The organism is Nocardia miyunensis NBRC 108239, assembly GCF_001613065.1.
GTDB lineage: Bacteria > Actinomycetota > Actinomycetes > Mycobacteriales > Mycobacteriaceae > Nocardia > Nocardia miyunensis.
In genome coordinates, this window is the sequence record NZ_BDBQ01000008.1 from 26573 (window position 1) to 49550 (window position 22978).

The 22978-nt window shown below is 67.3% G+C and carries 22 protein-coding genes; 9 read left to right on the forward strand and 13 right to left on the reverse strand.

Translation table 11 applies throughout. The annotated features are described in order from the left end of the window. Positions 1-10: 10 nt before the first annotated feature. Positions 11-1456, forward strand: coding sequence for a tetratricopeptide repeat protein (locus NM2_RS04190; protein WP_067664259.1), 1446 nt, complete (start codon positions 11-13; stop codon positions 1454-1456). A gap of 485 nt (positions 1457-1941) precedes the next feature. On the opposite strand, the gene NM2_RS04195 is transcribed toward NM2_RS04190, so the two are convergent. The 3 genes from NM2_RS04195 to NM2_RS04205 all read right to left on the reverse strand — a co-directional run bounded on the left by NM2_RS04195 (position 1942) and on the right by NM2_RS04205 (position 6093). Then, positions 1942-2604: an LUD domain-containing protein gene (locus tag NM2_RS04195; RefSeq protein ID WP_169816100.1), complete on the reverse strand. Its 663-nt coding sequence runs from the start codon at positions 2602-2604 to the stop codon at positions 1942-1944. 306 nt (positions 2605-2910) lie between these two features. Then, positions 2911-4044 (reverse strand): transcription termination factor Rho, short form, encoded by a 1134-nt coding sequence (locus tag NM2_RS04200; RefSeq protein WP_067664262.1) that lies wholly within the window; start codon positions 4042-4044, stop codon positions 2911-2913. Between the two features lie 408 nt (positions 4045-4452). Then, the gene (locus NM2_RS04205; RefSeq protein ID WP_067664264.1) at positions 4453-6093 is read right to left on the reverse strand and encodes a GMC family oxidoreductase; all 1641 of its coding nucleotides are present in this window, start codon (positions 6091-6093) and stop codon (positions 4453-4455) included. A gap of 252 nt (positions 6094-6345) precedes the next feature. On the opposite strand from NM2_RS04205, the gene NM2_RS04210 reads away from it, so the two are divergent. Then, positions 6346-7581, forward strand: coding sequence for a cytochrome P450 (locus NM2_RS04210; RefSeq protein ID WP_067664266.1), 1236 nt, complete (start codon positions 6346-6348; stop codon positions 7579-7581). 30 nt (positions 7582-7611) lie between these two features. Further along, a complete protein-coding gene (locus NM2_RS04215; protein WP_067664268.1) occupies positions 7612-8103 on the forward strand; it encodes a glutathione peroxidase in 492 nt (163 codons plus the stop codon). Between the two features lie 73 nt (positions 8104-8176). On the opposite strand, the gene cyp51 is transcribed toward NM2_RS04215, so the two are convergent. After that, positions 8177-9529 (reverse strand): lanosterol 14-alpha demethylase, encoded by a 1353-nt coding sequence (gene cyp51 / locus NM2_RS04220; protein WP_067664271.1) that lies wholly within the window; start codon positions 9527-9529, stop codon positions 8177-8179. A 238-nt stretch (positions 9530-9767) separates the two neighbouring features. On the opposite strand from cyp51, the gene NM2_RS04225 reads away from it, so the two are divergent. Then, positions 9768-10247, forward strand: coding sequence for a DUF6194 family protein (locus NM2_RS04225; protein ID WP_067664273.1), 480 nt, complete (start codon positions 9768-9770; stop codon positions 10245-10247). A 174-nt stretch (positions 10248-10421) separates the two neighbouring features. Then, complete coding sequence (locus NM2_RS04230; RefSeq protein WP_067664275.1) at positions 10422-11045, forward strand: Uma2 family endonuclease; 624 nt, start codon at positions 10422-10424, stop codon at positions 11043-11045. Positions 11046-11072: 27 nt separating this feature from the next. Here the strand turns inward: NM2_RS04230 and NM2_RS04235 are convergent, their stop codons facing one another. After that, positions 11073-11636, reverse strand: coding sequence for a TetR/AcrR family transcriptional regulator (locus NM2_RS04235; RefSeq protein ID WP_067664277.1), 564 nt, complete (start codon positions 11634-11636; stop codon positions 11073-11075). Positions 11637-11762: 126 nt separating this feature from the next. On the opposite strand from NM2_RS04235, the gene NM2_RS04240 reads away from it, so the two are divergent. Continuing rightward, the gene (locus tag NM2_RS04240) at positions 11763-12431 is read left to right on the forward strand and encodes a class I SAM-dependent methyltransferase (protein WP_067664279.1); all 669 of its coding nucleotides are present in this window, start codon (positions 11763-11765) and stop codon (positions 12429-12431) included. Between the two features lie 124 nt (positions 12432-12555). On the opposite strand, the gene NM2_RS04245 is transcribed toward NM2_RS04240, so the two are convergent. From NM2_RS04245 to NM2_RS04280, 8 genes are all read right to left on the reverse strand, one after another. After that, entirely contained in the window at positions 12556-13629 is a 1074-nt protein-coding gene (locus NM2_RS04245) for a glucosidase family protein (RefSeq protein ID WP_067664281.1), read from the reverse strand. Beyond that, the gene (locus NM2_RS04250) at positions 13616-14347 is read right to left on the reverse strand and encodes a class I SAM-dependent methyltransferase (protein WP_067664282.1); all 732 of its coding nucleotides are present in this window, start codon (positions 14345-14347) and stop codon (positions 13616-13618) included. Before NM2_RS04250 ends, NM2_RS04245 begins: the two co-directional genes overlap by 14 nt. After that, positions 14341-15582: a glycosyltransferase family 4 protein gene (locus tag NM2_RS04255; RefSeq protein ID WP_067664284.1), complete on the reverse strand. Its 1242-nt coding sequence runs from the start codon at positions 15580-15582 to the stop codon at positions 14341-14343. The genes NM2_RS04250 and NM2_RS04255 overlap by 7 nt, the downstream gene beginning before the upstream one ends. Positions 15583-15620: 38 nt before the next feature. Next, a complete protein-coding gene (locus NM2_RS04260; protein ID WP_067664286.1) occupies positions 15621-16481 on the reverse strand; it encodes an LLM class F420-dependent oxidoreductase in 861 nt (286 codons plus the stop codon). A 15-nt stretch (positions 16482-16496) separates the two neighbouring features. Further along, entirely contained in the window at positions 16497-17975 is a 1479-nt protein-coding gene (locus NM2_RS04265) for an FAD-dependent oxidoreductase (RefSeq protein WP_067664287.1), read from the reverse strand. A gap of 83 nt (positions 17976-18058) precedes the next feature. Beyond that, positions 18059-18463, reverse strand: a complete 405-nt coding sequence (locus NM2_RS04270; RefSeq protein ID WP_067664288.1) for a carboxymuconolactone decarboxylase family protein — start codon at positions 18461-18463, stop codon at positions 18059-18061. 67 nt (positions 18464-18530) lie between these two features. Then, positions 18531-19412: an NAD(P)-dependent oxidoreductase gene (locus tag NM2_RS04275; RefSeq protein WP_067664290.1), complete on the reverse strand. Its 882-nt coding sequence runs from the start codon at positions 19410-19412 to the stop codon at positions 18531-18533. Then, positions 19409-20161, reverse strand: a complete 753-nt coding sequence (locus tag NM2_RS04280) for an SDR family oxidoreductase (RefSeq protein ID WP_067664292.1) — start codon at positions 20159-20161, stop codon at positions 19409-19411. Before NM2_RS04280 ends, NM2_RS04275 begins: the two co-directional genes overlap by 4 nt. 546 nt (positions 20162-20707) lie before the next feature. On the opposite strand from NM2_RS04280, the gene NM2_RS04285 reads away from it, so the two are divergent. Genes NM2_RS04285 through NM2_RS04295 form a run of 3 tightly spaced genes read left to right on the forward strand, consistent with a single transcriptional unit; the run spans position 20708 to position 22958 of the window. After that, positions 20708-21913 (forward strand): cytochrome P450, encoded by a 1206-nt coding sequence (locus NM2_RS04285; RefSeq protein WP_067664358.1) that lies wholly within the window; start codon positions 20708-20710, stop codon positions 21911-21913. A gap of 47 nt (positions 21914-21960) precedes the next feature. Beyond that, entirely contained in the window at positions 21961-22767 is an 807-nt protein-coding gene (locus NM2_RS04290; RefSeq protein ID WP_067664294.1) for an SDR family oxidoreductase, read from the forward strand. Then, positions 22767-22958: a ferredoxin gene (locus NM2_RS04295; protein WP_067664296.1), complete on the forward strand. Its 192-nt coding sequence runs from the start codon at positions 22767-22769 to the stop codon at positions 22956-22958. Before NM2_RS04290 ends, NM2_RS04295 begins: the two co-directional genes overlap by 1 nt. The last annotated feature ends 20 nt before the right edge of the window (positions 22959-22978 follow it).

The window sequence follows — 22978 nt, forward strand, 5'->3', positions numbered from 1 at the left end:
CGGCGCGATCGTGGCTGATCTCGAGCGGGCCAAGGTACTCATCGAGCTGCGTCGGCTGAGCGAGGCCCGGGAGCAACTGGCCGAGGTACTGGCCGCCGAGCCCGACAATGCCGAGGCCGCAACATATCTCGCGCAGGCGGCCTATCTGGATCAGCGGTATCGCGAGGCCGCCGAGCAGAGCGCCGCGGCGCTGCGGATCCAGCCGCGCAACCAGTTCGCCATGCGCATTCACGCGCTGGCCCTGCTCAATACGGATGACGCCGGACGCTGGCAGGCGCAGCAGATGGCCCGCCGGGTGGTGGCGCTGGGACCCGAATTCGCCGAGAACCACCGGATTCTGGCGATCGTGTTGCGCGAATGCGGCCTGCTGCCCGAGGCCCTCGCGGCCATCGATCGGGCCGTGGAACTCGATCCCGACGAGGCCGACATCCACGTGGCGCGCGGTTCGATCCTGCGGCGAATGGGACACTGCGGCAACAGATTCCGGTCCGGTCCGGCGGCCGATGCGTATCGTACGGCGCTACGGCTGGAACCCGAGAGCGCCTATGCCGTACACGATCTCGCGATCGTCGAACTCAACGGCCGCCGTCTGCGCAACGCCCTGCGCGGCGTACTGACCGCCGCCACCATGGATCCCGGTCTGGGAGATCTGGTGCGCACCAATGTCGCAACGGTGATCCGGCACGCCCTGCGTCGCATGCACTGGGTGCTCACCGTCATCGCCTTCGTGGCCCTTGTCCTCGGTGGCTTGAACGGCTCGCAAAGCGCCGCCTCCTTCGGTTCGAGCTACGGGAAGGCCCTCTACGAGTCGCACGATTACCCTGCGCCACAACTGGTTCCGGTGAGCCAGGGATCTGTTCCTGCGCCGGACTCCGGAGCGCAACCCGCGCCCGCCGGCTCGCTTCCGGCCGTCGCACCGACATGGGAGTCGGGTGTTGCCGCGACGCGGGCTCCGGGAGTTTCGGCCCCGGAGACCGGCTCACCGGCGGCGCGGCCGTCCACACAGCGGTCCGGCGTCGTCGTGACCCCGGTGCCGGGCGTCTCGGCCGGGCCGGATTCCTCGGCGGCACGGGTTCCCGGGAGTTCGGTGCCGGTGACCTCCGCGAATATGCCTGGTGGGCAGAAGGATCCGGCGACGAAGACCGCCCAGGCAACGACTTCCTCGGCGATATACGATCCGGCGCGGCTGGGATCGGCGGGACGGGGTTTCGGTGCGGTCGGGCTGGGGTTGATCGCGGTGGTTTCGCTCTGGTGGCTGAGGGCGGTGCCGCCGCGTCGGTGGCGGTTCGTGCTGCGCGCGGCATGGTCGAATCCGCCTACGGCATTGCGGTTGGTGGTGTTCGGCGTGGGGCTGGTCGTCTGCATGGTGGGCGTCGCGACCGGGCTGCGCGTATTCCTGAGCGTGGCCGAGCCCGCGCTGCTGGCCCTCGGGATCATCCTGCGCCGTATCGCCTGAGGTCGGCGGCCCGGTGTCGTACCGGGGACGATCGTGCACGCCAAGGAGTGCGGGCGCCTACGGTGACGAGGGCATCTGGACCTTCGGGTATGCCGAATGCTCGACACGGCTCGGGGGTCTGTTCAGCCGCCGACGGATTTGTGGTTCGGATGTGTCCCCGAGAACGGTTCCCGGTCGTCGATCGGGGCTTGCCGGGTGGTTGATTCGATCAGGGGCTGCTCACGCGCAGCAGGGGCCTACAGCCCTACTATCAACTGTAGTAGAAGCCTCACGGCAGGGCGGACACGTTCGGGCTAGAGCAGACCCCACCAATACACCAAGCAGGCCAGCACGAAGACGACCGCAGTTTCCATCGTCGCTCCCAATCTAGTTGGCGTCTTCATCACCCATCATTCCCGAGGATAGTGCGGCGTGCCGCGGACCAAGATCACAAGGGGGCAACGGATACTCCCGTCCGGGACAACGTGCGAACGATCTCGCCGTGATCAGGAAAACTCCGGGGAGTCCACGATCAGCACGATCAGCTGCCGCTGGCGATGGCGGCCGTGATCGCGGGTCTTGGCGTCCGATGGCGCGGTGGGCCCGCCGCACCAGGTGATCGGCCGACGGGAATCGAGTTTGTCGAGCACCTCGGGCAGGGAGGAATCGATCTGGGCGGTGCGGACCACGCAGATATGACATTGGGGCGCGAGGGTGCGATCGCGGAAACCCTGACCGGGCCCGCCGTCCAGGACCACGGCACCGGCGTCGGCGACCGCACCGGCGCAGGTGGTCACCATCGCGTCCGCGTCGTCCAGATCGGCGTTGGGGACGGGGGAGTCCTCGGTGAGGATCTGGTTGTCCTGCTCCTTCGCCCAGAGCTCGAGCCACTGCTCGGGCAGGCCGTGCGGTGCGACGACGGTATCGGCGCGCTGGGCGCGCAGGGCGGCGTCCACGGCCTCGGGGATGTCGGATTCGCGCACCCGGGCGACGCGCGCGCCGTGGTATTCGAGACGTTCGACGAACAGTTCGACGATCGTGCTGCGGTCGGCCGGGGAGAGATCGGCCGCGCCGCGCCGGTGACCGGGGAAGAGGGTGACGGTGCGATCGTCGTCGGGCAGCGCCTTGAGGCCGTCGCGGACTCTGCGCAGGAATTCCTCCCGTGACATCAGCGGCACCCGCCGGGGGCACATCGGCCGGTCGTGGCACTGGGCATGGACTGCGGATCGGTGCCACGGATGACGAGCGCCGTGCGCATGTGGCGGCCCCCTTTCTGACCGGCTGCGCAGCATCCTGCGGCACCGGAAACCGGGGCGGGACGAAGCTGTGCGGGTGGTGCTGGGCGCACGCTCGTGCGGGCGGGCGGGCGCGTCTGATCTTCAGACAGGCTACCCGGGACGGGCGACGAGTTTGCCCGAGGGACGCTCGATGGATCGGCTCCGGAACGTTCGTGTACCGGAATCCGCTGGTCGCGATCAGTGCGCGGCGGTGCGGATCTGGGTGAGGAATTCGGCGTTGGTCTCGGTCTGCCGCAGGCCGGTCAGCAGCAGCTCGACGGACTGGCCGGGCTCGCGTCCGGAGAGGGTGCGGCGCAGCGCGTGGGTCGCGACGAGTTCGTCCGGGGTCAGCAACAGCTCCTCCTTGCGGGTGCTGGAGCGTTCGATGTCGACCGCGGGGAAGGTCCGCCGATCGGCGATGTGCCGGTCGAGTTTGAGCTCGGCGTTGCCGGTGCTCTTGTACTCCTCGAAGATGACGGTGTCGGCGAGCGAACCGGTCTCCACCAGGGTGGTGGCGATGATGGTGAGCGAACCGCCGTTCTCGATATTGCGCGCCGCGCCGAGGAACTTCTTCGGCGGGGCCAGGGCTCCGGCGTCCACGCCGCCGGACAGGATGCGGCCCGAGCCCGCTGCCGCCAGGTTGTAGGCGCGGGCGAGCCGGGTCAGCGAATCCAGCAGAACCACCACGTCACGGCCGGTTTCGACGAGACGCTTGGCGTGTTCGATGGCCAGTTCGGCCAGGGCGATGTGATCGCGGGCGGGCAGATCGAAAGTGGCCGCGGCGATATCGGCGGGCACCGCCCGGGACAGGTCGGTGACCTCCTCGGGACGTTCGCCGACGAGCACCAGCATCAGCTGGCATTCGGGGTGGTTCTTCGCGATACCGTGCGCGATCGATTGCAGCACAGAGGTTTTGCCCGCCTTGGGCGGCGCGACGATCAGGGCGCGCTGCCCCTTGCCGATCGGCATGACCAGATCCGTTACGCGCGTGGTCATCTCGTGCGGTTCGGTCTCGAGGCGCAGGCGCTCGTCCGGGTAGATCGGGGTCAGATCGGCGAAATGCGGCCGGTGCCGGGCATTTTCGGGTGGCAGGCCGTTGATCCGATCGACGCCGGTGAGCGGGGCGAATTTGACGCCCTCGCGTGGCGGGCCCGCGACGCCGGTGACGGTGTCGCCACGGCGCAGGCCGTATTCGCGGACCAGGCGCGGCGGGACGTGGAGGTCGTCCGGGCCGGGCAGATAGCCCTCGACCCGCAGCGCCGCGTGATTTCCGGTGATGTCGAGGATACCGGTCACCGATGTGCCCGGCTCCTGAATTGTGTTCTCTTTCATGGTCTTCTACTCCTGAAGGAAAAAAGCGTGGTCTGGTGGCGGCGGATGCGCGCATCGTGCGGGCAGCGCTTCGCCGAAGGGCCCGTGCCGGTTCGGATGTGGCGGATCGCTATCAGCGATCGGCGCGGATTCCGGAAGCTACGGGGGTGGAGAATTCTTGTGGGAGGGACCGTGTCCACCTACATCCACAAGCTGCGAACGATGCCAACCATAGCCGCATTCATGAGAACACGCAATGGTGCGGCATTGTTCCCGGCGCGGCGGACCGGCTCGCGATTGCAGATGTTCCGGCAATGAAAGTTGCGGGATTGTGCCTGGTGTCACAGGCGTGCGGGACCGGCGACCGGTGTGCGCACAGCAGCGGACCCGGGCTCGCGAGATGCGAACCCGGGTCCGATGTTCAGCGAATTACTTTCCGGCAGTGATGAATTGGGCTGCCATCTCGCCGATCATGTAGCACGGGGCGTTGGTGTTGCCGCCGGTGATGCTCGGCATGATCGAGGCGTCCGCGACGCGCAGGCCCTCGATCCCGTTGACCTTCAATGTCGGGTCCACGACCGCGCGCTCGTCCACGCCCATCCGGCAGGTGCCGACCGGGTGGTACACCGAGTGGATGCGGTTGGGCAGCTCGGCGCGCAGCGCGGTCTCGTCCATCAGGTCCGGCCCGGGCGAGTATTCCTCGGTGATGTCCCCGGCGATGGTCTTGTTCGCCATGACCTCGCGGATCAGCCGGATGGCCTCGACGAGAAATTCGGTATCGGCCGAATCGGACAGGTAGCCCGGGTCGATCAGCGGCGAGGCCAGCGGATCGTTCGAGGCCAGCCGCAGCTCACCGCGGCTCTTGGGGTAGATGAGCGTCGGGAAGACGGTCAGCGCCGAGCGCTTGTCCACCATGTGCAGCTTGTCCTCGTCCTGGTTCGGCACCGGATAGCTCCAGGGCAGGGCGTGGATCTGCATATCGGGCACATCGCCGGTCGCGAACTTGGTCTTGACGAATCCGGCCACCTCGAACACGGTGCGGCCCATCCATGAACTGCCCGGTTTCATCAGCTCGCGCATGATGCCGCGGGCGAAGTAGGCCGGGGTGCCGTGGTGGATCGCCTTCTTCGAGACGAACGTCATCGGCACGAACAGGTGGTCGTGCAGGTTCTGGCCCACCGGCAGATCGGCCTTGACGTCGATGCCGATATCGCGCAGGTGACCGGCCGGGCCGATACCCGAGAGCATCAGGATCTGCGCCGAGGCCATCACGCCGCCGGAGACCACGACCTCCTGCGCGGCGCGGATGATCCGGCGGCCGCCGTTCTTGTCGATGACCTCCACGCCGGTCGCCCGGCCGTTCTCGATGACCACGCGCGCGACGTGCGTATGGGTCAGCACGGTCAGGTTCGGGTTCGGCCGCTCGGTGATGAATCCGCGAGAAGAGCTGTAGCGCAAGCCATTTCGCACGCTCTGCTGGAAGATGCTGATACCCTCCTGCGATTCGCCGTTGTAGTCGGCGATGCGCGGGACGTCCAGGGTCTCCGAGGCGGCCTGCATGAACAGCTCCGAGATCGGGGTCAGCTCCTGCTGGCGGGTGACCTGGATGGGGCCGCCCGAACCGCGGTACTCGCTGGCGCCCTCCTCCCAGTTCTCCAGCTTCTTGTAGGCGGCCAGGACGTTCTCGTACTCCCAGCCCGCGCAGCCCTCGGCCGCCCAGGAGTCGAAGTTGGCCCGGTTGCCGCGCACGAACAGCATGCCGTTGACCGAGCTGGAACCGCCGAGCACCTTGCCGCGGGTCATCGGGACCCGGCGATCGTTGGCGTACTTCTGCGGAATCGAGTACTGGCTCCAGGTCACCCGGTGCTTGAGCTGGGGCACGGTGTGCACCATCGTGATCATGCCCGGGCTGGTGACCAGCCGGGTGTTGTCCTTGCGCCCGGCCTCCAGCAGGATCACGCGCGCGCCGTTCTCGGCCAGGCGGCTGGCGACCACGGCACCGGAGCTGCCCGCGCCCACGACGATGTAATCGGCCTCACTGGTTCCCGCGCGGTGCGGAGAGTCGGTCATGGTTCGTTACCTCATCCTCGAAGTAGTCGTGGGCATATCAGGGCAGGTGCCTGAGGCCACTGTAGAACAAGTTCTAGTTACGGTGAAGATCCGGTTTGTCGACTACCTCGGCGCGGGCTCGAATCGAGGTCCTTGATCACGGCAGAAAAAACCTGTCCGGATGCCTGCGGGGAGGGCGCGTGAAGTGCTTCAATCATAGAACTCGTTTCATTTCCACCCCGTTCGCGCCGTGGCGAACGGTGAGGAGGCGTCATGCCAGAGCCTTCGATTCCGGCAGGATTCGACTTCACCGATCCCGCCCTGTGGGAAGTGCGCAGCCCCGTCGCGGAGTTCGCCGAACTCCGGCGCACCGCCCCGGTCTGGTGGAACGCCCAGGCCCCGGAGTACGCGGCCCCGTTCGACGACGGCGGGTACTGGGTGGTGAGCCGACACGAGGACATCCGGGAGATCTCGCGTCATCCGGAGACCTACTCCTCGCAGGCCAACGGCGCGCTCATCCGGATCGACCCGCAGGGCACGCCCGAGGAGCGCGAAGTCGCGAACACTTCGCTGATGCTGAACATGGACCCGCCGCGGCACACCAAGCTCCGGCGGATCATCTCCCAGGGATTCACCCCGCGCGCCATCGAGAGTCTCCGGGCGGTGCTGACCGAGCGGGCCGAGCGAATCGTGCACGCCGCCAAGCGGTCCGGCGGCGGTGATTTCGTGCAGCAGGTGGCGTGCGAGTTGCCGCTGCAGGCCATCGCCGAACTGCTCGGGGTCCCGCAGGAAGACCGGTTCAAGCTGTTCACCTGGTCCAACGAAATGCTCAGCGCCGACGATCCGGAGTACCCCGACGCCAAGCCGGCCATCGCGGAACTGATCGGCTACGCCTACACCATGGCCGATCAGCGGCGGGTGCACCCGCTCGACGACATCGTCAGCCGGCTCGTCACCGCCGACGTCGACGGGGAGGCGCTGACCTCGGACGAGTTCGGATTCTTCATGATGCTGCTGACCGTCGCGGGGAACGAGACCACCCGCAATGCGATCACGCACGGCATGAAGGCCTTCGTGGATCATCCCGGGCAGTGGGAGCTGTACCGGGAACGTCGTCCGGCCACCGCGCCCGACGAGATCGTGCGCTGGGCGACTCCGGTGAGCGTGTTCCAGCGCACCGCGACCCATGCGGTGGAGTTGGCCGGGCAACCGATCGCGGCCGGGCAGCGGCTCGGCTTGTTCTACAGCTCGGCCAATTTCGACGAAGCCGCGTTCGAAAATCCGTTCACCTTCGACATCCTGCGGGATCCGAATCCGCATCTGGGCTTCGGCGGGACCGGCGCGCACTACTGTGTCGGGGCGAATCTGGCCCGGCTGGAGATCGATCTGATGTTCAACGCGATCGCCGACACCATGCCCGAGCTGCGCGAACTCGCGGATCCGGTGCGGTTGCGGTCGGGCTGGATCAACGGAATCAAGCATTGGCAGGTGGATTACGGCCCCGCGTGACGGCGTAATTCGGAGGTAGCATCTCCTCTTGTGAGTATTCGAGAGATTCCCGTCAAAACGCTTGCCGACGAGCCCACCACTCTGGCCGAACTGGCCGGCGACAAGGCGCTGCTGGTGGTCAACGTGGCTTCCAAGTGCGGCCTGACCCCGCAGTACACGGACCTGGTCGAACTCCAGAAGACCTACGGTCCGCGCGGATTCAGCGTGGTCGGCGTGCCGTGCAATCAATTCATGGGTCAGGAGCCGGGCACGGCCGAGGAGATCGCCGAGTTCTGCTCCACCACCTACGGGGTCGACTTTCCGCTGCTGGAGAAGGTCGACGTCAACGGCGAGCAGCGGCATCCGCTGTATCAGGAGTTGGTGCAGACCGCCGACGCCGAGGGTTCGGCCGGTGACATCCAGTGGAACTTCGAGAAGTTCCTCGTCGATTCGAAGGGCGCTGTCGTCGGCCGGTTCCGGCCGCGGACCGAGCCGAAGGATGCGGCCGTCGTGTCGGCGATCGAAGCCGTTCTCCCGCAGTAACTTTCAGACGCATACAAACGCGGCCCACACCGTAAACCGGTGTGGGCCACTTTCGTTCCGGGCTGTGCGCTGCTCAGCGTTGCCGACGGCGGTACCGCACCGCGCAGGGCTGCTGCAACTGCACGACCATCTTGGAGTGGTCGTTGCGGTAGGTCTCCGAGGGCTGGACCATCTCGAATTCCCAGTCCCGCAACAGGATCGAGAAGATCGCCTGCAACTGCATGGTCGCGAACGCCGCACCGACGCAGCGGTGCCGGCCCGCGCCGAACGGGATCCAGGTCCAGCGGTTGATCAGATCCTGCTGGTTGGGATCGATGTAACGGCCCGGGTCGAAGTCGTCCGGATTCGGGAAGTCCTCGGCGATCCGGTTGGACACCGCCGGGGTCGTGGCCACGAGATCGCCAGGGGTGATGAGGTTTCCGCACACGTCGAACTCGTCGCGGGCCACGCGCATGAGGATGATCAGCGGCGGATGCAGCCGCAGCGTCTCCTTCAGGGTCGCCTCGAGCTGCGGAATCTGGCGCAGCGCATGGTAACTCACGTCCTGGCCGTCGGCGTAGAGCTCGTCTAGTTCGGTGACCACGCGGTCGAGCTGTTCGGGGTGACGCAGCAGTTCGATCACCGTCCAGGCCGCGGTGCCCGAGGTGGTGTGGTGCCCGGCGAACATCATCGAGATGAAGATGCCGGTGATCTCGCTGGCCGAGAAGCGTAGATTGCCCTGCTCGTCCCTGACCGAGACCAGCACGTCGAGCATGTCCCGATCCTCTTTGCCCACAGGAGGATTCGCGATCCGGCCGTCCATGATGCCCTGCACCAGATCGACCAGCTGGGCGCGCGCGGAGTCGCGGCGGCGGAAGCTCTCGATGGGGGCGTAGGGGTCGACGTAGCACAGCGCGTCGGTGCCCTGTTCGAGTTCGTGGTACAGATGCGCGAAGCGGCCGTCGAGCTCGTTGCGGAACTTCTTGCCGATCAGGCAGGCCGAGGAGGTGTAGATGGTCAGCTCGGCGAAGAACTCCAGCAGATCGATCTCGCCCTCGTCGTCCCAGCGCTCGACGATCGAACGGACCTCGTGCGCAATGGTTTCCGCGTGGCCGCGCATGAACTCGCCGCGCAGTGCCTGATTGTGCAGCATCTCCTTGCGGCGCTCGGGGCTCGCGTCGAAAACCACGCCCTCACCGAAGATCGGCTTCATGAACGGGTAGGCCGCACCCTGGTCGAGGTCGGTATCGCTGGCGCGGAAGAAGAATTCGTTCGCCTCGGCCCCGGTCAGCAGGATGACATCCTTGTCCGCGAGCCGGAACGAACCGACATCCCCGCACTCCGTGCGCACGCGCCGCATCAGGGCGATCGGGTCGGTGCGGAACTCCTCCAGATGCCCGTGCTCGTGCTCGCCACCGGACACCTGCCGTGGCTTGACCAACGTCATCGTCAACACCCTTCCGACGTACCGAGCCCATCCTCATGGACACGTGTCTGGACGGTACTACAGAACTCGAAGCGGGACAACCCCGGCTCGGATGGCGGACCGTCGCCGGGCGACCGCACACGTCAGCGTCCGCCGGAATCGTCGCTCGGGGTACGAGGCGCTTTTGAGATTTGTCGGCGATTTCGCCTGAAAGTGACGGTCAATCCTCACTGGGATACTCAATGACAGGGTCGAAGGTATGACTCCAGATGGCATCATCGAATTCCTGAGCGGTCTCGACAACGTGCTGACCATGCGGCCCGGTCCGGGCGACGGTTCGCCCGAGATCAGCTGGGGCGATACGTTCTTCTACTACTCGGGCGAAGGCGGCATTCCGAGTTCGGCGCAGCCGTTCGCCACGATCGTCACCAAGAACTACCCGGGCGACGAGGCATCGCACCTGGATCGGCCGGGCGCGTTCCGGGTGAACATCGCCGCCGGGCGCGCGGAGTTCATCCGCCGGGTGGGCCGCGCGCCACGCGAAATCAACGGTGCCCCAGTCGATTACGCCCTGGAGGACACCGTGCTTCCACATCCGGTGTACGGCGCGGCGGGCTGGCTGGCCGTGGTGAATCCGGGAATCCGCACCGAAGCCGTCACTCATGATCTGCTCCGGTCTGCCTACGAACGGGCCCGCTCGCAGTACGAACGACATACCGAAACAGGCCGGGGCCGATGAGTTCCGCAGCGGTCGCCATCACCATTCGGAAACCGCCACCCGGCCGACCGGAAGCCTTCGCCTGCTGCTTGCGCGAGATCCTCGACGGCAACTGAACTTCCTTGTACCGGGACCCGTGCCGGATCGTCCGCACGATCCGGCATCCGGGCGATGCCGCCCTCTAGAATTCGACCCGTGTCACCGATCTTCGACTGGGCACGCCCGGAGAACGTGCAACCGGAGCCGATCTCCGTCGACATCTGGCGTGAGCTCCCCGAGGAGTTCTGCCGCTTGGTGGAGGTCGTCAACGGGGATGCGGTGCGGTGCGAATCGCCGACCCGGGCGCATCAGAAGGCGGTGCATCGGTTGGTCGGCATGTTCGAGGACGCGGCGCGGGAGTTCATGTCGGAGGATTCGTCGGCCGGCCTGGACACCAATCACGACTTCGATGTGGTGCTCTGGGAGGTTCCGCGGGCGACCATCCGGCGTCCGGATGTCGTCTTGTTCGACTGTGTTCCGCCGGATGTGCGCCCAGTGCCCGCGCGGTATCTGAAGATCGTCGTCGAGGTCATCTCGCCCAGTCATGTGAAGACCGACCGACTCGAGAAGATGTGGGAGTACGCGGCCGCCGGGATTCCGTGGTACTGGCTGGTGAGTGTGTCGGACAGTGCGGTGACCTCGATCGAGACCTATGCGCTCGATCATGGCGTCGGTCACTACCGGCAGGTGCATCTGCTCAAACCGGGTACCGGGTTCGCGGTGGATCTGCCGATTCGGATTCAGCTCGATTGGAATCGGCTGAGCGATCTCGTGCTGTGAGTTTCCCGGGACTTTTCGGGCCGAATGTCAGTCGGTGAGGACCTGGAGGGCGGATTTCTCGAGGCGGTCGGCGATTTCGGCGTAGGAGGCGTAGCCGACTCCCGCGCGGACCAGGGCCCCCGCGTAGAGCAATTCCAGGGTTTCGACGATATCGAGGTCGGCGTCGGGGCCCAGGGCCGCGAGGAGGCGTTTGCGGATTTCGGTGCCGATTCGGGTGCGCAGGTGGGAAACGTCCGGATCGGTGCCCAGTAATGCGCTGGTTACCGCGCCCGCGAGGGCCGGTTCGTCGTTGACGAGCATGGCGATCTGACGCAACACCGCGACGACGCGCCGGGTGGGGTCGGTGAGGCCGTCGATGGGCGGCTGGGTGGCGGCCAGCCGCCGCCAGAACACCTCGGCGACCAGATGCTCCTTGGAGGAGAAGTACGTGTAGGCGGTCGCCGTGCCGACGCCCGCGGTGGCCGCGACCATGCGCACGGTCAGACCGGCGAAACCCTCTCGCGAGAGCACCTCCAGCGCCGCCTTGGTCAGCCGGTCGACGGTGTCGGCCTGTTTCTCGGTGAGGCGGCGGCGGGTAGCCTCCATATTCACCGCGGGCGGCTCTGCGGAAAGGGGATCGGACACGTGTCCGGATGCTACTATGGTGCCGCTTCGAGGGCAACTCGCACCGCCGCGGCTATCCGCGCGCGGGCTTGCCGACAGAAAGGTTCTCCGCTGATGACTCGTGCCGATTCGGTGATTTCCTCGGATACGACGCGATTGTTCGACATTGCCGAGCAAACAACCGGTTTCATGCCGCCCGAGGAGGGGCAGGCGCTGTACGAGGCCGCGCGCCGATACGCCGGTGACGGAATTATCGCCGAAATCGGCACCTATTGCGGAAAGTCGTCGATATATCTCGGCGCCGCCGCGCGGGAAACCGGTGCGACCGTTTATACGATCGATCACCACCAGGGCTCGGAGGAACATCAGCCCGGCTGGGAATATCACGACAGCTCACTGGTCGATCCGGAAACCGGGAAATTCGACACCGTCACCGAATTCCGCCGCGCGATCGTGCGCGCCGGGCTCACCGATACGGTCGTGGGCGTGCTGGGCTCCTCGGTCACGGTCGCGAAGATGTGGCGCACCCCGGTCCGGCTGCTGTTCATCGACGGCGGCCACACCGAGGAGGCCGCCCAGCGCGATTACGACAACTGGGCGCACTGGGTGGCCGCGGGCGGCGCGCTGGCGATCCACGACGTGTTCCCGGATCCGGCCGACGGCGGTCGCGCCCCGTACAACATCTATCGAAAGGCGTTGGACGGCGGCAAGTTCCGCGAGGTGTCGGTGACCGGATCACTGCGAATCCTGGAGCGCGACACCGGTTGCGGCGGCCACAACTAGAGGCGTGGTCCGCGCCGCAACTCAGCGGCGCGGACTCCCGGCTCGCACGCGCGGCCCTGGTTCGGCGGCGCGAACTCAGCGCGCGGCGGTGCGAATCACCGGCCGGGCAGCGTGAACTCGTTACTCAGCGGCGCGAACCCACACAGTCGCAGGCGAATCCGTCGGTGATATCGATCGGAGCGGCCAGTTCGCGGAAGATCCCGTTACCGGGCGTCGTGCGCGAGAGCGCGTCGGCGGCCAGGATCATCGCCGCCCCGGTCCACGTGGTGCGTTCCTCGGGCCAGCGCTTGCCGTCCGCGAAGACCAGTCCGGTCCAATAGGATCCGTCCTCCTCGCGCAGATGCTGCATGGCCGCGAGCAGCCGCAGCGCGCGCTCGCGATCACCGAGCCGGTCCAGCGCCAGCACCAGCTCGCAGGTCTCCGCACCGGTCACCCAGGGCCGATCGGCGACGCAGCGGATGCCCAGGTCGCCGACCACGAAATCGTCCCAGCGGGAATCGATTCGGGCCGTCGCGTCCGCGCCGTCGTACGCGCCGCACAGGACCGGGTAGTACCAGTCCATCGAATAGCGTTCCTTCTCGCCGAACGCCTCGGGATGGTGCCGGATCGCATGGCCCAGCCGCAGCGCCGCGACCTCCCATTCGGGCTGCGGGATGCCCAGCAGTTCGGCCAGCGCCAGCGCGCAGCGGATGCTGTGGAACATGCTCGCGCAGCCGGTCAGCAGCGCCTCGGGCACCGCGCCGCGCGGACCCTGCAACCAGTAGATCTCGCCGTTGCGTCCCTGCTGCAGCGAGATGACGTAGTCGATCGCCGCGTGCACCGTGGGCCACATCCGGGCCGCGAATCCGCGATCTCCGGTGGTGCTGACGTAATGCCAGACGCCGGTGGCGATATAGGCGCAGAAGTTCGTGTCGGCGTCCTCGCTCGCCACGGCCCCGCCGCGAAACTCGCTGGGCCAGCTGCCATCCGGACGTTGCGTGCGCTCGGACCAGGCGTAGCCGGCGCGGGCGGCGTCCAGCAGACCCGCCGAGGTGAGCGCCATGGCGTTCTCGAGGTGATCCCACGGATCGGTGTGCCCGCCGCTGAACCAGGGCAGCGCGCCATCGGGTTCCTGTTGTGCGGCAATGGATTCAGCGGTTCGTAGGCATTGGGCGGCGGTCAGTACGCCGGCGATCGAGGGCGGCTCAGAATCCGCCACGCCGCACCGCCGGTTTGGTGAAGTACAGCGCCACGCTCTTGCCGATCAGCGGATCCAGGGCGGATTCCGCGGTCCGGGTGAGCCACGGCCGTTTCATCATGTCCCACACCAGCATTCGGTGATAGGAGGTGACCGCCCAGTGCTTGTCGTTCTCGACGCCCGCCAGGCATTTGAGCCACCAGTACGGCGAATGCAGTGCGTGCGCGTGCGCGCTGTGGATGAATCGCATACCGCGACCGGCGATCTTGCGGCGCAATTCGTCGGCGCGGTAGATCCGCACGTGCCCGCCCTCGTTGGCGTGGTATTCGTCCGATAAGAGCCAGCAGATCCGCTCGGGCAGCCAGCGCGGCACCGTCACCACCAGCGCGCCGCCGGGCGCGAGCACCCGCACCAACTCGGCGATGGCCCGCTCGTCCGACGAGATGTGCTCGAGAATCTCCGAGGCGATGACGACGTCGAACTCCCCGTCCTCGAACGGCATCGACAGCGCATCGCCCTGCACCGCTTCCGCACGCGCGTGCCCGGGCGCCTCGCCCGCCTCGGCCATCGCGCCGAACATGACCTTGACCTGGGCCAGATCATCGGCGTTCTGGTCGAAGGCGACGACATCCGCGCCCCGGCGGTACGCCTCGAAGGAATGCCGCCCCAGGCCGGCGCCCACATCGATGACGCGGGTGCCCGGTCCGACACCCAGCCGGTCGAAATCGACGGTCAACATCCAGCTTTCTCCTCGTCTGTGCTGTGCCTCGAGATGGCCTGCTCGTATACCGAAACTGTTTGCGCGGCAACGGCTTCCCAGCTGTACACCGACAGCGCCCGACGTCGCCCGGCCGCGCCGAGTTCGTCGAGCCGACGACGCGAATCCAGCAGACCGCCGATGGCCCTGGTCAATTCGTCGACGTTGCCCGGTTCGACGAGTTCGGCGCAGTCGCCGACCACCTCGGGCAGGGCCCCGGCGCGGCTGGCCACCAGGGGAGTGCCGCTGGCCATGGCCTCCACCGCGGGCAGCGAGAAGCCCTCGTACATCGAAGGGATGCAGGAGATCTCGGCCGAGCTGAGCAGTTTGGCGAGTTCGGTGTCGGACAGGCCGCTGCTGACCGTGACGACGTCGGCCAGGCCGAGTTCGGCGATCAATTTCTCGGTGGGCCCGTTGGGATCCAGCTTGGCGACCAGCTGCAATTCCACATCGTGCGCCATGCGCAATCGCGAAATCGCTTGCAGCAGATGCGATATGCCCTTGAGCGGTTTGTCGGCGCTGGCGACCGCGACGATGCGGCCCGGGACGCGGCCCTCGCGCGGGCGGAACAGTTCGGTATCGACGCCGAGCGGCACCACGCGCAGCTGGTCGCGCGCGACCCCGAAATCGTCGGCGATATCGCTGGCCGAGGACGAGGAGACGGTGATCAGATCGGGGATCTCGCGGGCGACGCGCTGCTGCATGCCCAGGAATCCGTACCAGCGCCGCACGAACAGTTTGCGCCGCCACGGCGCGGCGGCCAGATCCACCGCGCGGTCCCGGGTGATCGGGTGATGGATGGTGGCCACCACCGGCAGCTGCCGGGCGATGTCCAGCAGGCCCGAGCCCAGGCATTGATTATCGTGCACCACATCGAAATCCGCTGTGCGCGTGCGTAACAGCTGTGCCGCGCGCAGGCTGAACGTGCGCGGTTCGGGGAAGCCCGCGGTCCACATGGTACCCAGTTCGAGCAGATCGATCCGATCGCGGATCTCCCGTGGATGCGGTGTGCGGAAAGGATTCTCGTCGCAGTACAGATCCAGGCTGGGCACCTCGGTCAGCCGCACCCGCGGATCGAGCAGCTCGGGATAGGGCTGGCCGGAGAAGACCTCCACCTCGTGGCCCAGTTCGGCCAGGCCGGAACTCAGGTACCGCACGTACACCCCCTGTCCCCCACAGTGGGTCTTGCTGCGGTAGGACAGCAGGGCGATACGCACGCTAAAGTCTCACTCTCGGGCGAAAAGGACGGGGGACGTCAGGCCGGCAGGCCCAGTGGCGCCAGTTTCGCAGACAGCCGATCGAGATAGGCCAGCACATCCGCCTCCGGCTTGTCCGGCAGACCGAACAGCACGTCGGTGACCCCGGCCTCGGCCCAGGAGGTCAGCTGCGCCGGATCGGGTTTGCCCGCCAGCGCGACCACTCGCGGGGTGTCGGTCCGCTCGGCCTCCTGCCACACCTTGCGCAGCAGTTGCAGCCGCTCGAGCAGCAGGTCCTGCTCGTACGGGGTGGTGATCCAGCCGTCCGCCGAACGGGCGATCCAGCGGAAACCCTTCTCGGTGCCCGCGGTGCCGATCAGCACGTCGATCTTGTCCTGCGTCGGCTTGGGCCAGGCCCAGCTGGGCCCGAACTTCACGAATTCGCCGTCGTAGGAAGCCTCTTCCTCGGTCCACAGCGCCCGCATCGCCTCGATGTACTCGCGCAGGGCGGTGCGTCGCTTGGCGCCCGGAATGCCGTGATCGGCGAGTTCGTCGGTGTTCCAGCCGAATCCGGCGCCGAGGCTGACGCGCCCGCCCGAGAGGTGATCGAGCGTCGCGATGGTCTTGGCCAGGGTGATCGGATCGTGTTCGGTGGGAAGCGCTACCGCCGTGGACAATTCGATGCGCTCGGTGACCGCTGCGGCCGTGCCCAGGGCGACCCACGGGTCGAGGGTGCGGGTGTAGCGGTCGTCGGGCAGGCTGGCATCGCCCGTGGTCGGGTGCGCCGCTTCACGTTTCACCGGAATGTGGGTGTGCTCGGGCACGAAGAAGGACGCGAATCCGCGGTCCTCCGCGCCCTTCGCGGCCGCGGCCGGGCTGATGTTGCGATCGCTGGTGAACAGGACGATGCCGAAACGCATGGGCCCGTACTCCTTTCAGTCTTGGATGGTCGCCGCGGCGGCCTTGCCCGCGCGACGTCCGTAGAAGCTGCCGTCGCCGAGCGAGGTGCCGCTGGCGTAACCGCCGGTGCAGACGCCCGAGGTGCATCGGCCCGCCGCGTACAGTCCGGCGATCGGATCCCCGGACACGTGCAGCACTCGCGAATCCAGATCGGTCTTCAGTCCGCCGAGGGTGAACCCGCCGGTGTGCTCGCGCAGATCGAAACCGGCGAGCGGGGTGCCGATCGGCTTGACCCATTCGGGTTTCTTGTCCAGCAACGGATCCGAGCCGTTCGCCGCATGCTTGTTGTAGACCTCGACGGTGGTCTGCAGGGCGCCCTCGGGCAGGCCCATATCGGATTCGAGTTCCGCGACGGTCTCCGCGGCCCACTTGGGCGGCTGCCGGAAGAAGGTCACCGAGCTCTCGGTGGCCAGCGCGGCCTCGAGCGCCTGCTCGTCCATGATCAGGTAGGCCTTGTTGTCCTGCGTGTTCAGGGTGGCCTGGCCGACCCGGCCGCAGTAGGTGTCCTCGGTGATGTAGCGCTGCCCGCGGGCGTTGACCATGATGCCGCGGGCCACCATCTGCGGATCCACGAAGAACGCCACCTCGGCCGCGTCCATGTGCGCGACCTGCGCGCCCAGGGCCTGCGCGACCCGGATGCCGATGCCGTCGTGCTCCTCGATCGAGGCGGCCGGACGGTTGAGCAGCCGCGGCACGTACGCCTCGATCATCTCCTGGTTGTAGGCGAAACTGCCGGTCGCGAGCACCACGCCGCGCCGGGCGCGCACGTGCACCAGATCGCCGTAACGCTTGGCGACCACGCCGACGACGCGGTCGTCCTCGTCCACGATCAGCCGCTGGATGCGGATGTCGTATTCCGCACGCACACCGAGACTTTCGGCGGTATCGATCAGCGGCTTCATCAGCATGTAGCCGCCGCCCTGCTCGCCGATCCGCTTGTTCGCCATCTGCGGCAGGTGACCGCGCGGCGCGGGGGTGGCGATGTCCTTGAACGGCGCGGAGTTCTCGCCGCCGGAGTACATCAGGCCCTCGTCGTGCGCGGGCTCCCAGCCGGGCTCGCCCCAGAACTCCTCTTTGAACGGAACCCCTTGGGCGACAAGCCAATCGAAATGTTCGACACTGCCCTGGCAGTAGTCGTGGATCTTCGCGGCGTCCACGCCGGGGCCCAGGGCCGCGGTCATGAACTTCTCCATGTTCTCCGGGGTGTCCTCGAAGCCCAGCGCCTTCTGCAGTGCGGTGCCGCCGCCGAGGTAGATGAATCCGCCCGACATCGACGCCGCGCCGCCCCAGCCGCCGGTGCGCTCGAGCACCAGCACGTCGGCGCCGGCCCGCTTGGCCTCGATGGCCGCGCAGGCGCCCGCGACGCCGTATCCGGCGATCACCACGTCGGCTTCGAAATCCCATTCGGTGATCGCGCTCGCGCGCTGGGGTCGTACGGTGGGGGTCTCGGACATAGTCTGCAGTTCCTGTCTCGTTCGGCCGTCGGTGATGGCCGGGTGATCCTTACCTGTGTCCGCCGGTGCGGCGCGTCATCGGCTCACTCGGTGGGACGCTCCGCGGCGCGCGCGGCCTTCTTCTCGTGCTGCGCCACCACCTTGCCCACCACACTGTCCAGTTTGGTTCCGCCCGCCCAGCCTACGTAGTGGCACAGGAACAACGCGATCTCGCGCAGCTGGTCCGGGGTGAGTTCCTCGTTGGTCAGCGCGGCGGCGATCTGGATCTCGGTGACGTCGAACTGGCCCTGTGCGCTGAGCGCGCCGAGCAGCAGCAGCCGCCGGTCGCGCACGGTCAGCCCGGGGCGCGACCAGATGTCGCCGAAGAGGTGATCCGCGGTCACGGCGAAGTGTTCGCCGGGTCCGTCGGAGACCTCCCAGCCGTACACCTCGGCCATCTTCGCCAGTCCGCGCTTGCGGCGTTCGGCGGCGCTCTCCTCGACGCTCATGATTGCTCCTGTAATCCGCGGGACACCCGCACCCGGTCGCGAGGACGAGTAGCTGCGCGATCGTCACTCATCCTCGCTCCTGAGCGATATCGCCGGGACCCACGCCCAGCCCGGGGCCCAGGCCCCGCAGGGCCAGTCGAGCCAACGGTAACGGCACTTCGAGCCGGTCGCCGACCGCGAGCGCCAGGGACAGATCCTTCTCGCCCAGCTCACGCACGTGGGTCAGGATCGGCAGCCAGAAATCGTCGGCCGCGATCGGCGCGGTGGTGTCGCGCAACATGATCGCGCCCGCGCCGCCGGTGACGGCGTCGGAGTGGCGGACCACCTTGCCCAGGTCGGTGATATCCAGGCCCGCGGCCTCGGCGAGACGCTGTGCCTCCGATGCGGCGGTGAACGCCACGAAGTGCAACAGGTTGCGCGCCAACTTCATTCGCGTTCCCGCGCCGACCTCACCGGCGTGCACGACGAGTCCGGCGAAGCGGCCGAAGGGTTCTCGGACCTTCTCGTAGGCGGCCTCGGTGCCGCCGACCATGATCGCGAGGTTGCCCTCCTTGGCTCCGGCCGCGCCGCCGCTGATCGGGGCGTCGACGAATTCCACACCGCGCTCGGCACATTCGCGCGCCAGGTCGACCGCGGTGTCGTCGCTGATGGTGGAGTGCACGGCCACGACCGTGCCGGGCCGCGCGGTGCTCAGGATGCCGTCCGGGCCGGAGATCACCGAGCGCACCTGCGCGTCGTTGACGACCACGATCGACACGACCGCGCACTGTTCGGCGACCTCGGCGGCCGAGGTCGCGGCCTTCGCTCCGCGCGCCACGAACTTCTCCAGCGCCTCGGCCCGGATATCCCAGACCACCAGCCCGCCGGGCCAATCCAGCAGGCGTTTCGCCATCGGCGCGCCGATATCGCCCAGTCCGATGAACCCGACGCGAATGTCGTTCTCGCTCATGATCGGATGATCTGTCCGCCGTCGACGTTCAGGATATGGCCGGTCACCCAGCTCGCCTCGTCCGAGAGCAGGTACAGGCACGCGCCGACCAGATCCTCCGGAGTTCCCATGCGCTTCAAGGGAAGTCGGTTCACCATGTCCTTGACCATATTGCCCGGGGTGACGGTCTTGGTGGCCTCGGTGTCGATCGGGCCGGGCGCGATGGCGTTGATCCGGATCTTGGAGCCGCCCAGTTCGGTGGCCAGCTGCTGGGTCAGGCCGTTGACCCCGACCTTGGCCAGGCCGTAGAACCCGGAGTACAGCCAGGCGGCGGTGGAGGACTGGTTGACGATCGAGCCGCCGCCGTCCTTCGACATCGGCTGCCACACCGCGCGCGTCATGTTCAGCGCGCCGTCGAAGTTCACGCTCATGAACTTCTTGTAGTAGTCCCACGGGACGGTCAGCAGCAGATCGAGCTTCATATCGCCGTAGATGGCGGCGTTGTTGACCAGGTGGTCGATCCCACCGAACTCGGCGACGGTGAATTCGGCCAGTGCGGTGGTCGACTCGGGATCGGAGACGTCGACGCGGTGGAACGCGGCGGTGCCGCCGTCGGCGACGATCTGCTTGGCCACCTCCTCGCCCTTCTCGGCGTTCAGGTCGGCGACGACGACCTTCGCACCCTCGGCGGCCAGCGCCTTGGCGTAGACGGCGCCGATACCCTGCGCTGCGCCGGTGACGATCGCGGATCGTCCGGTGAAACGGGCCATGGTGAAAACTCCTCTGCAGCAGATTGTTTCGGCTTGTGCGGCGGTCGCGATCAGTGGTGCTCGGCGGATATTCGCCGAATCCCGCGCGCCGAGCGTGCGGGCGCTCGGTCACGAATCCGCGCACGCGGCCCCCGCGCCGATGTCGTGCGTCGTCGACCGCACACCTGCGTCGTTCGCTCGCTCACCGGTAGCTCCCATGCTGTCTGGACACGTGTACGGACTATATGGTCGAAGTCGCTGCCAACGCAAGAACCTGTTGCAGTTTGCCTGTGTGGGCGCGGGGGTCGGTACCGGTGCCCGGCTGGATGCGGGGTGATGAACGTGTCGGGGTTGCGGGTGCGTTCGCCGGTGGCGGCGATGGAACGACACTTCGGCCGAATGGCCGAAGTGTGGAACGAAAATCTCGAAGGCGGGAAAATTCGAGAAGCATTGTCGCCGGGGTCTGCCGGTGGTACGGTCCAGACACATGTCCAGCTACGTGTCTCCCGTAGCGGCCGGCGGCCGATGCGAGGGACTGAACACGTTCTCGAATCGGAGGTGATGGCGATGACGGACGTTGCCGCGGAGCCGCTGACTTTCGATCCGTACGACTACGGCTTCCACGAGAATCCGTACCCGCTGTACCGGCGGCTGCGGGCCGAGGCGCCGCTGTACCACAATCCCGGCCTCGGGTTCTGGGCGTTGTCGCGGCATGCCGATGTCGGCGCGGGATTCCGGGACAGCGTGCGGCTGTCCAACGCGAACGGGGTGTCGCTGGACCCGGCCGCCTGGGGGCCGCACGCGCACAGAACGATGTCCTTCCTCGCGCTGGACGATCCGCGGCATCTGCGGCTGCGGCAGCTGGTGTCCAAGGGGTTCACCCCGCGGCGGGTCGCCGCGATGGACACCCGGATTCGGGAATTGACGCTGCAACATCTCGAACCCGCGCTGGCGGCGGGCAGCTTCGACTGGATCGAGCAGGTCGCGGGCAAACTGCCGATGGACGTGATCTCCGAGCTGATGGGCGTGCCCGAACCGGATCGCGCCGAGATCCGGCGGCTCGCGGACCTGGTGGTGCATCGCGAGGACGGCGTGCTGGACGTCCCGGTGACCGCGGTCGAAGCCACCTTCGAGCTGATCGGCTACTACGCGGAGATGATCGCTCAGCGCCGCCGCGCCCGCACCGAGGACCTGACCTCGGCGCTGCTGGACGCGGAGGCCGACGGGGACAGGCTGACCGACGAGGAGATCCTCGGGTTCATGTTCCTGATGGTGATCGCCGGTAACGAGACGACGACCAAGCTGCTCGGCAATGCTTTATATTGGGCCGCAACGTATCCCGAGCAGTACGCGAAGGTCGCGGCGAATACCGGGCTGGTGCCGGACTGGGTCGAGGAGACGTTGCGGTACGACACCTCGAGCCAGATCCTGGCCCGTACCGCCACGACCGACCTGGAATTCCACGACGGCGTGGTGCCGGAGGGCGCGAAGGTGCTGCTGCTGGTCGGTTCGGCGAATCGCGACGAGAACGTCTTCGCCGATCCGGAGATCTACGACATCGAACGCCCCGACAAGGGCGGGCTGCTGAGCTTCGGGCGCGGCGTGCACTTCTGCCTCGGCGCGCACCTCGCGCGTCTCGAGGCGTCGATCGCGTTGCGGGAGTTCGCCGATCGGGTCCGCGCCTACGAGGTGGACCTCGCGGGGATCGAGCGGGTGCACTCCACGAACGTCCGAGGTTTCGCCAAACTTCCTGTGACGGTACAGGTTCGATGAAACACCATGATGCGACCACTGCTACAGCCGACGAGGTGAGCCACTAGATGCCCAGATTCGAACCACACCCGCAGCGCCGTCCGGCACTGATCGCCGGGGCCTCTTCGGGAATCGGCGCGGCCACCGCCGTGGCCCTTGCCGAGCAGGGGTATCCGGTCGCCCTGGGTGCGCGCCGGCTGGAGGTCTGCCAGGAACTGGCCGAGAAGATCCGCGCCGACGGCGGTGAGGCATTCGCCTACCGGCTCGACGTCTCGGACAACGCCTCGGTCGAGGAGTTCATCGACGAGGCCGAAAAGGCCTTGGGCCCTGCGGAGATCGTCGTGTACGGCGCGGGCGATCTGGAGTTCGGGCACGTCTGGGACCTGGACCCCGATGCCTTCGGGTCGCAGGTGCAGGTGCACCTGGCCGGCGCGCAGCGATTCGCGTATCGCGTTCTGCCGCAGATGATCGAGCGACGTCGCGGCGATTTCGTCGTGATCGGCTCGGACTGCGTGGATGTCCCGCGCCCGGGTGTCGGCGCCTACAACGCCGCCAAGACCGGCCTCGAGGCGATGGCCGTGCAGTTGCGAAAAGAGCTGGAGGGCACCGGGGTTCGTGCTTCCATCGTCCGGCCCGGCGCGACGCAGACCGGTATGGGCATGAGCGCGAAGCCCGAGGTGGTCGGCCCGCTGCTCGAGGACTGGGTCAAATGGGGATTCGCCCGGCACCCGTATTTCCTGCGCGCCTCGGATCTGGCCGCGGCCGTGCTCGCGGTGGTGGGTACCCCGCGCGGCGCGCATCTGGTGCTGGTCGAGGTGCAGCCCGAGGCCCCGCTGACCGAACGCAAATCCGATGGCGAACAAGGGAGCCGGTGATGCGCATCGTTGTGGATACCGATCTTTGCCAGGGGCATGCGGTCTGCCAGGCCGAGGCTCCCGACCTGTTCGAGGTGCCCAAGGCGGGCACGGTGCGGATCCTGCGCGAAGATCCCGGCGCGGATCTCGAGGCCGCGCGCGCCGCGGTCCGCTACTGCCCGACCCAGGCACTGTCCATCGTCGACGACTAGATCCGTCGGGCCGTCCTCGG

Coding starts and splice junctions, on each gene's coding strand:
- NM2_RS04195 (WP_169816100.1), bottom strand. CDS start 2,604: ATGTCACGGGAGGAATTCCTGCGCAGAGTCCGCGACGGCCTCAAGGCG.
- NM2_RS04200 (WP_067664262.1), bottom strand. CDS start 4,044: ATGAAAGAGAACACAATTCAGGAGCCGGGCACATCGGTGACCGGTATC.
- NM2_RS04250 (WP_067664282.1), bottom strand. CDS start 14,347: ATGTTGACCGTCGATTTCGACCGGCTGGGTGTCGGACCGGGCACCCGC.
- NM2_RS04290 (WP_067664294.1), top strand. CDS start 21,961: ATGCCCAGATTCGAACCACACCCGCAGCGCCGTCCGGCACTGATCGCC.
- NM2_RS04285 (WP_067664358.1), top strand. CDS start 20,708: ATGACGGACGTTGCCGCGGAGCCGCTGACTTTCGATCCGTACGACTAC.
- NM2_RS04265 (WP_067664287.1), bottom strand. CDS start 17,975: ATGTCCGAGACCCCCACCGTACGACCCCAGCGCGCGAGCGCGATCACC.
- NM2_RS04295 (WP_067664296.1), top strand. CDS start 22,767: ATGCGCATCGTTGTGGATACCGATCTTTGCCAGGGGCATGCGGTCTGC.
- NM2_RS04270 (WP_067664288.1), bottom strand. CDS start 18,463: ATGAGCGTCGAGGAGAGCGCCGCCGAACGCCGCAAGCGCGGACTGGCG.
- NM2_RS04205 (WP_067664264.1), bottom strand. CDS start 6,093: ATGACCGACTCTCCGCACCGCGCGGGAACCAGTGAGGCCGATTACATC.
- NM2_RS04260 (WP_067664286.1), bottom strand. CDS start 16,481: ATGCGTTTCGGCATCGTCCTGTTCACCAGCGATCGCAACATCAGCCCG.
- NM2_RS04275 (WP_067664290.1), bottom strand. CDS start 19,412: ATGAGCGAGAACGACATTCGCGTCGGGTTCATCGGACTGGGCGATATC.
- NM2_RS04240 (WP_067664279.1), top strand. CDS start 11,763: ATGACTCGTGCCGATTCGGTGATTTCCTCGGATACGACGCGATTGTTC.
- cyp51 (WP_067664271.1), bottom strand. CDS start 9,529: ATGACGTTGGTCAAGCCACGGCAGGTGTCCGGTGGCGAGCACGAGCAC.
- NM2_RS04225 (WP_067664273.1), top strand. CDS start 9,768: ATGACTCCAGATGGCATCATCGAATTCCTGAGCGGTCTCGACAACGTG.
- NM2_RS04280 (WP_067664292.1), bottom strand. CDS start 20,161: ATGGCCCGTTTCACCGGACGATCCGCGATCGTCACCGGCGCAGCGCAG.
- NM2_RS04210 (WP_067664266.1), top strand. CDS start 6,346: ATGCCAGAGCCTTCGATTCCGGCAGGATTCGACTTCACCGATCCCGCC.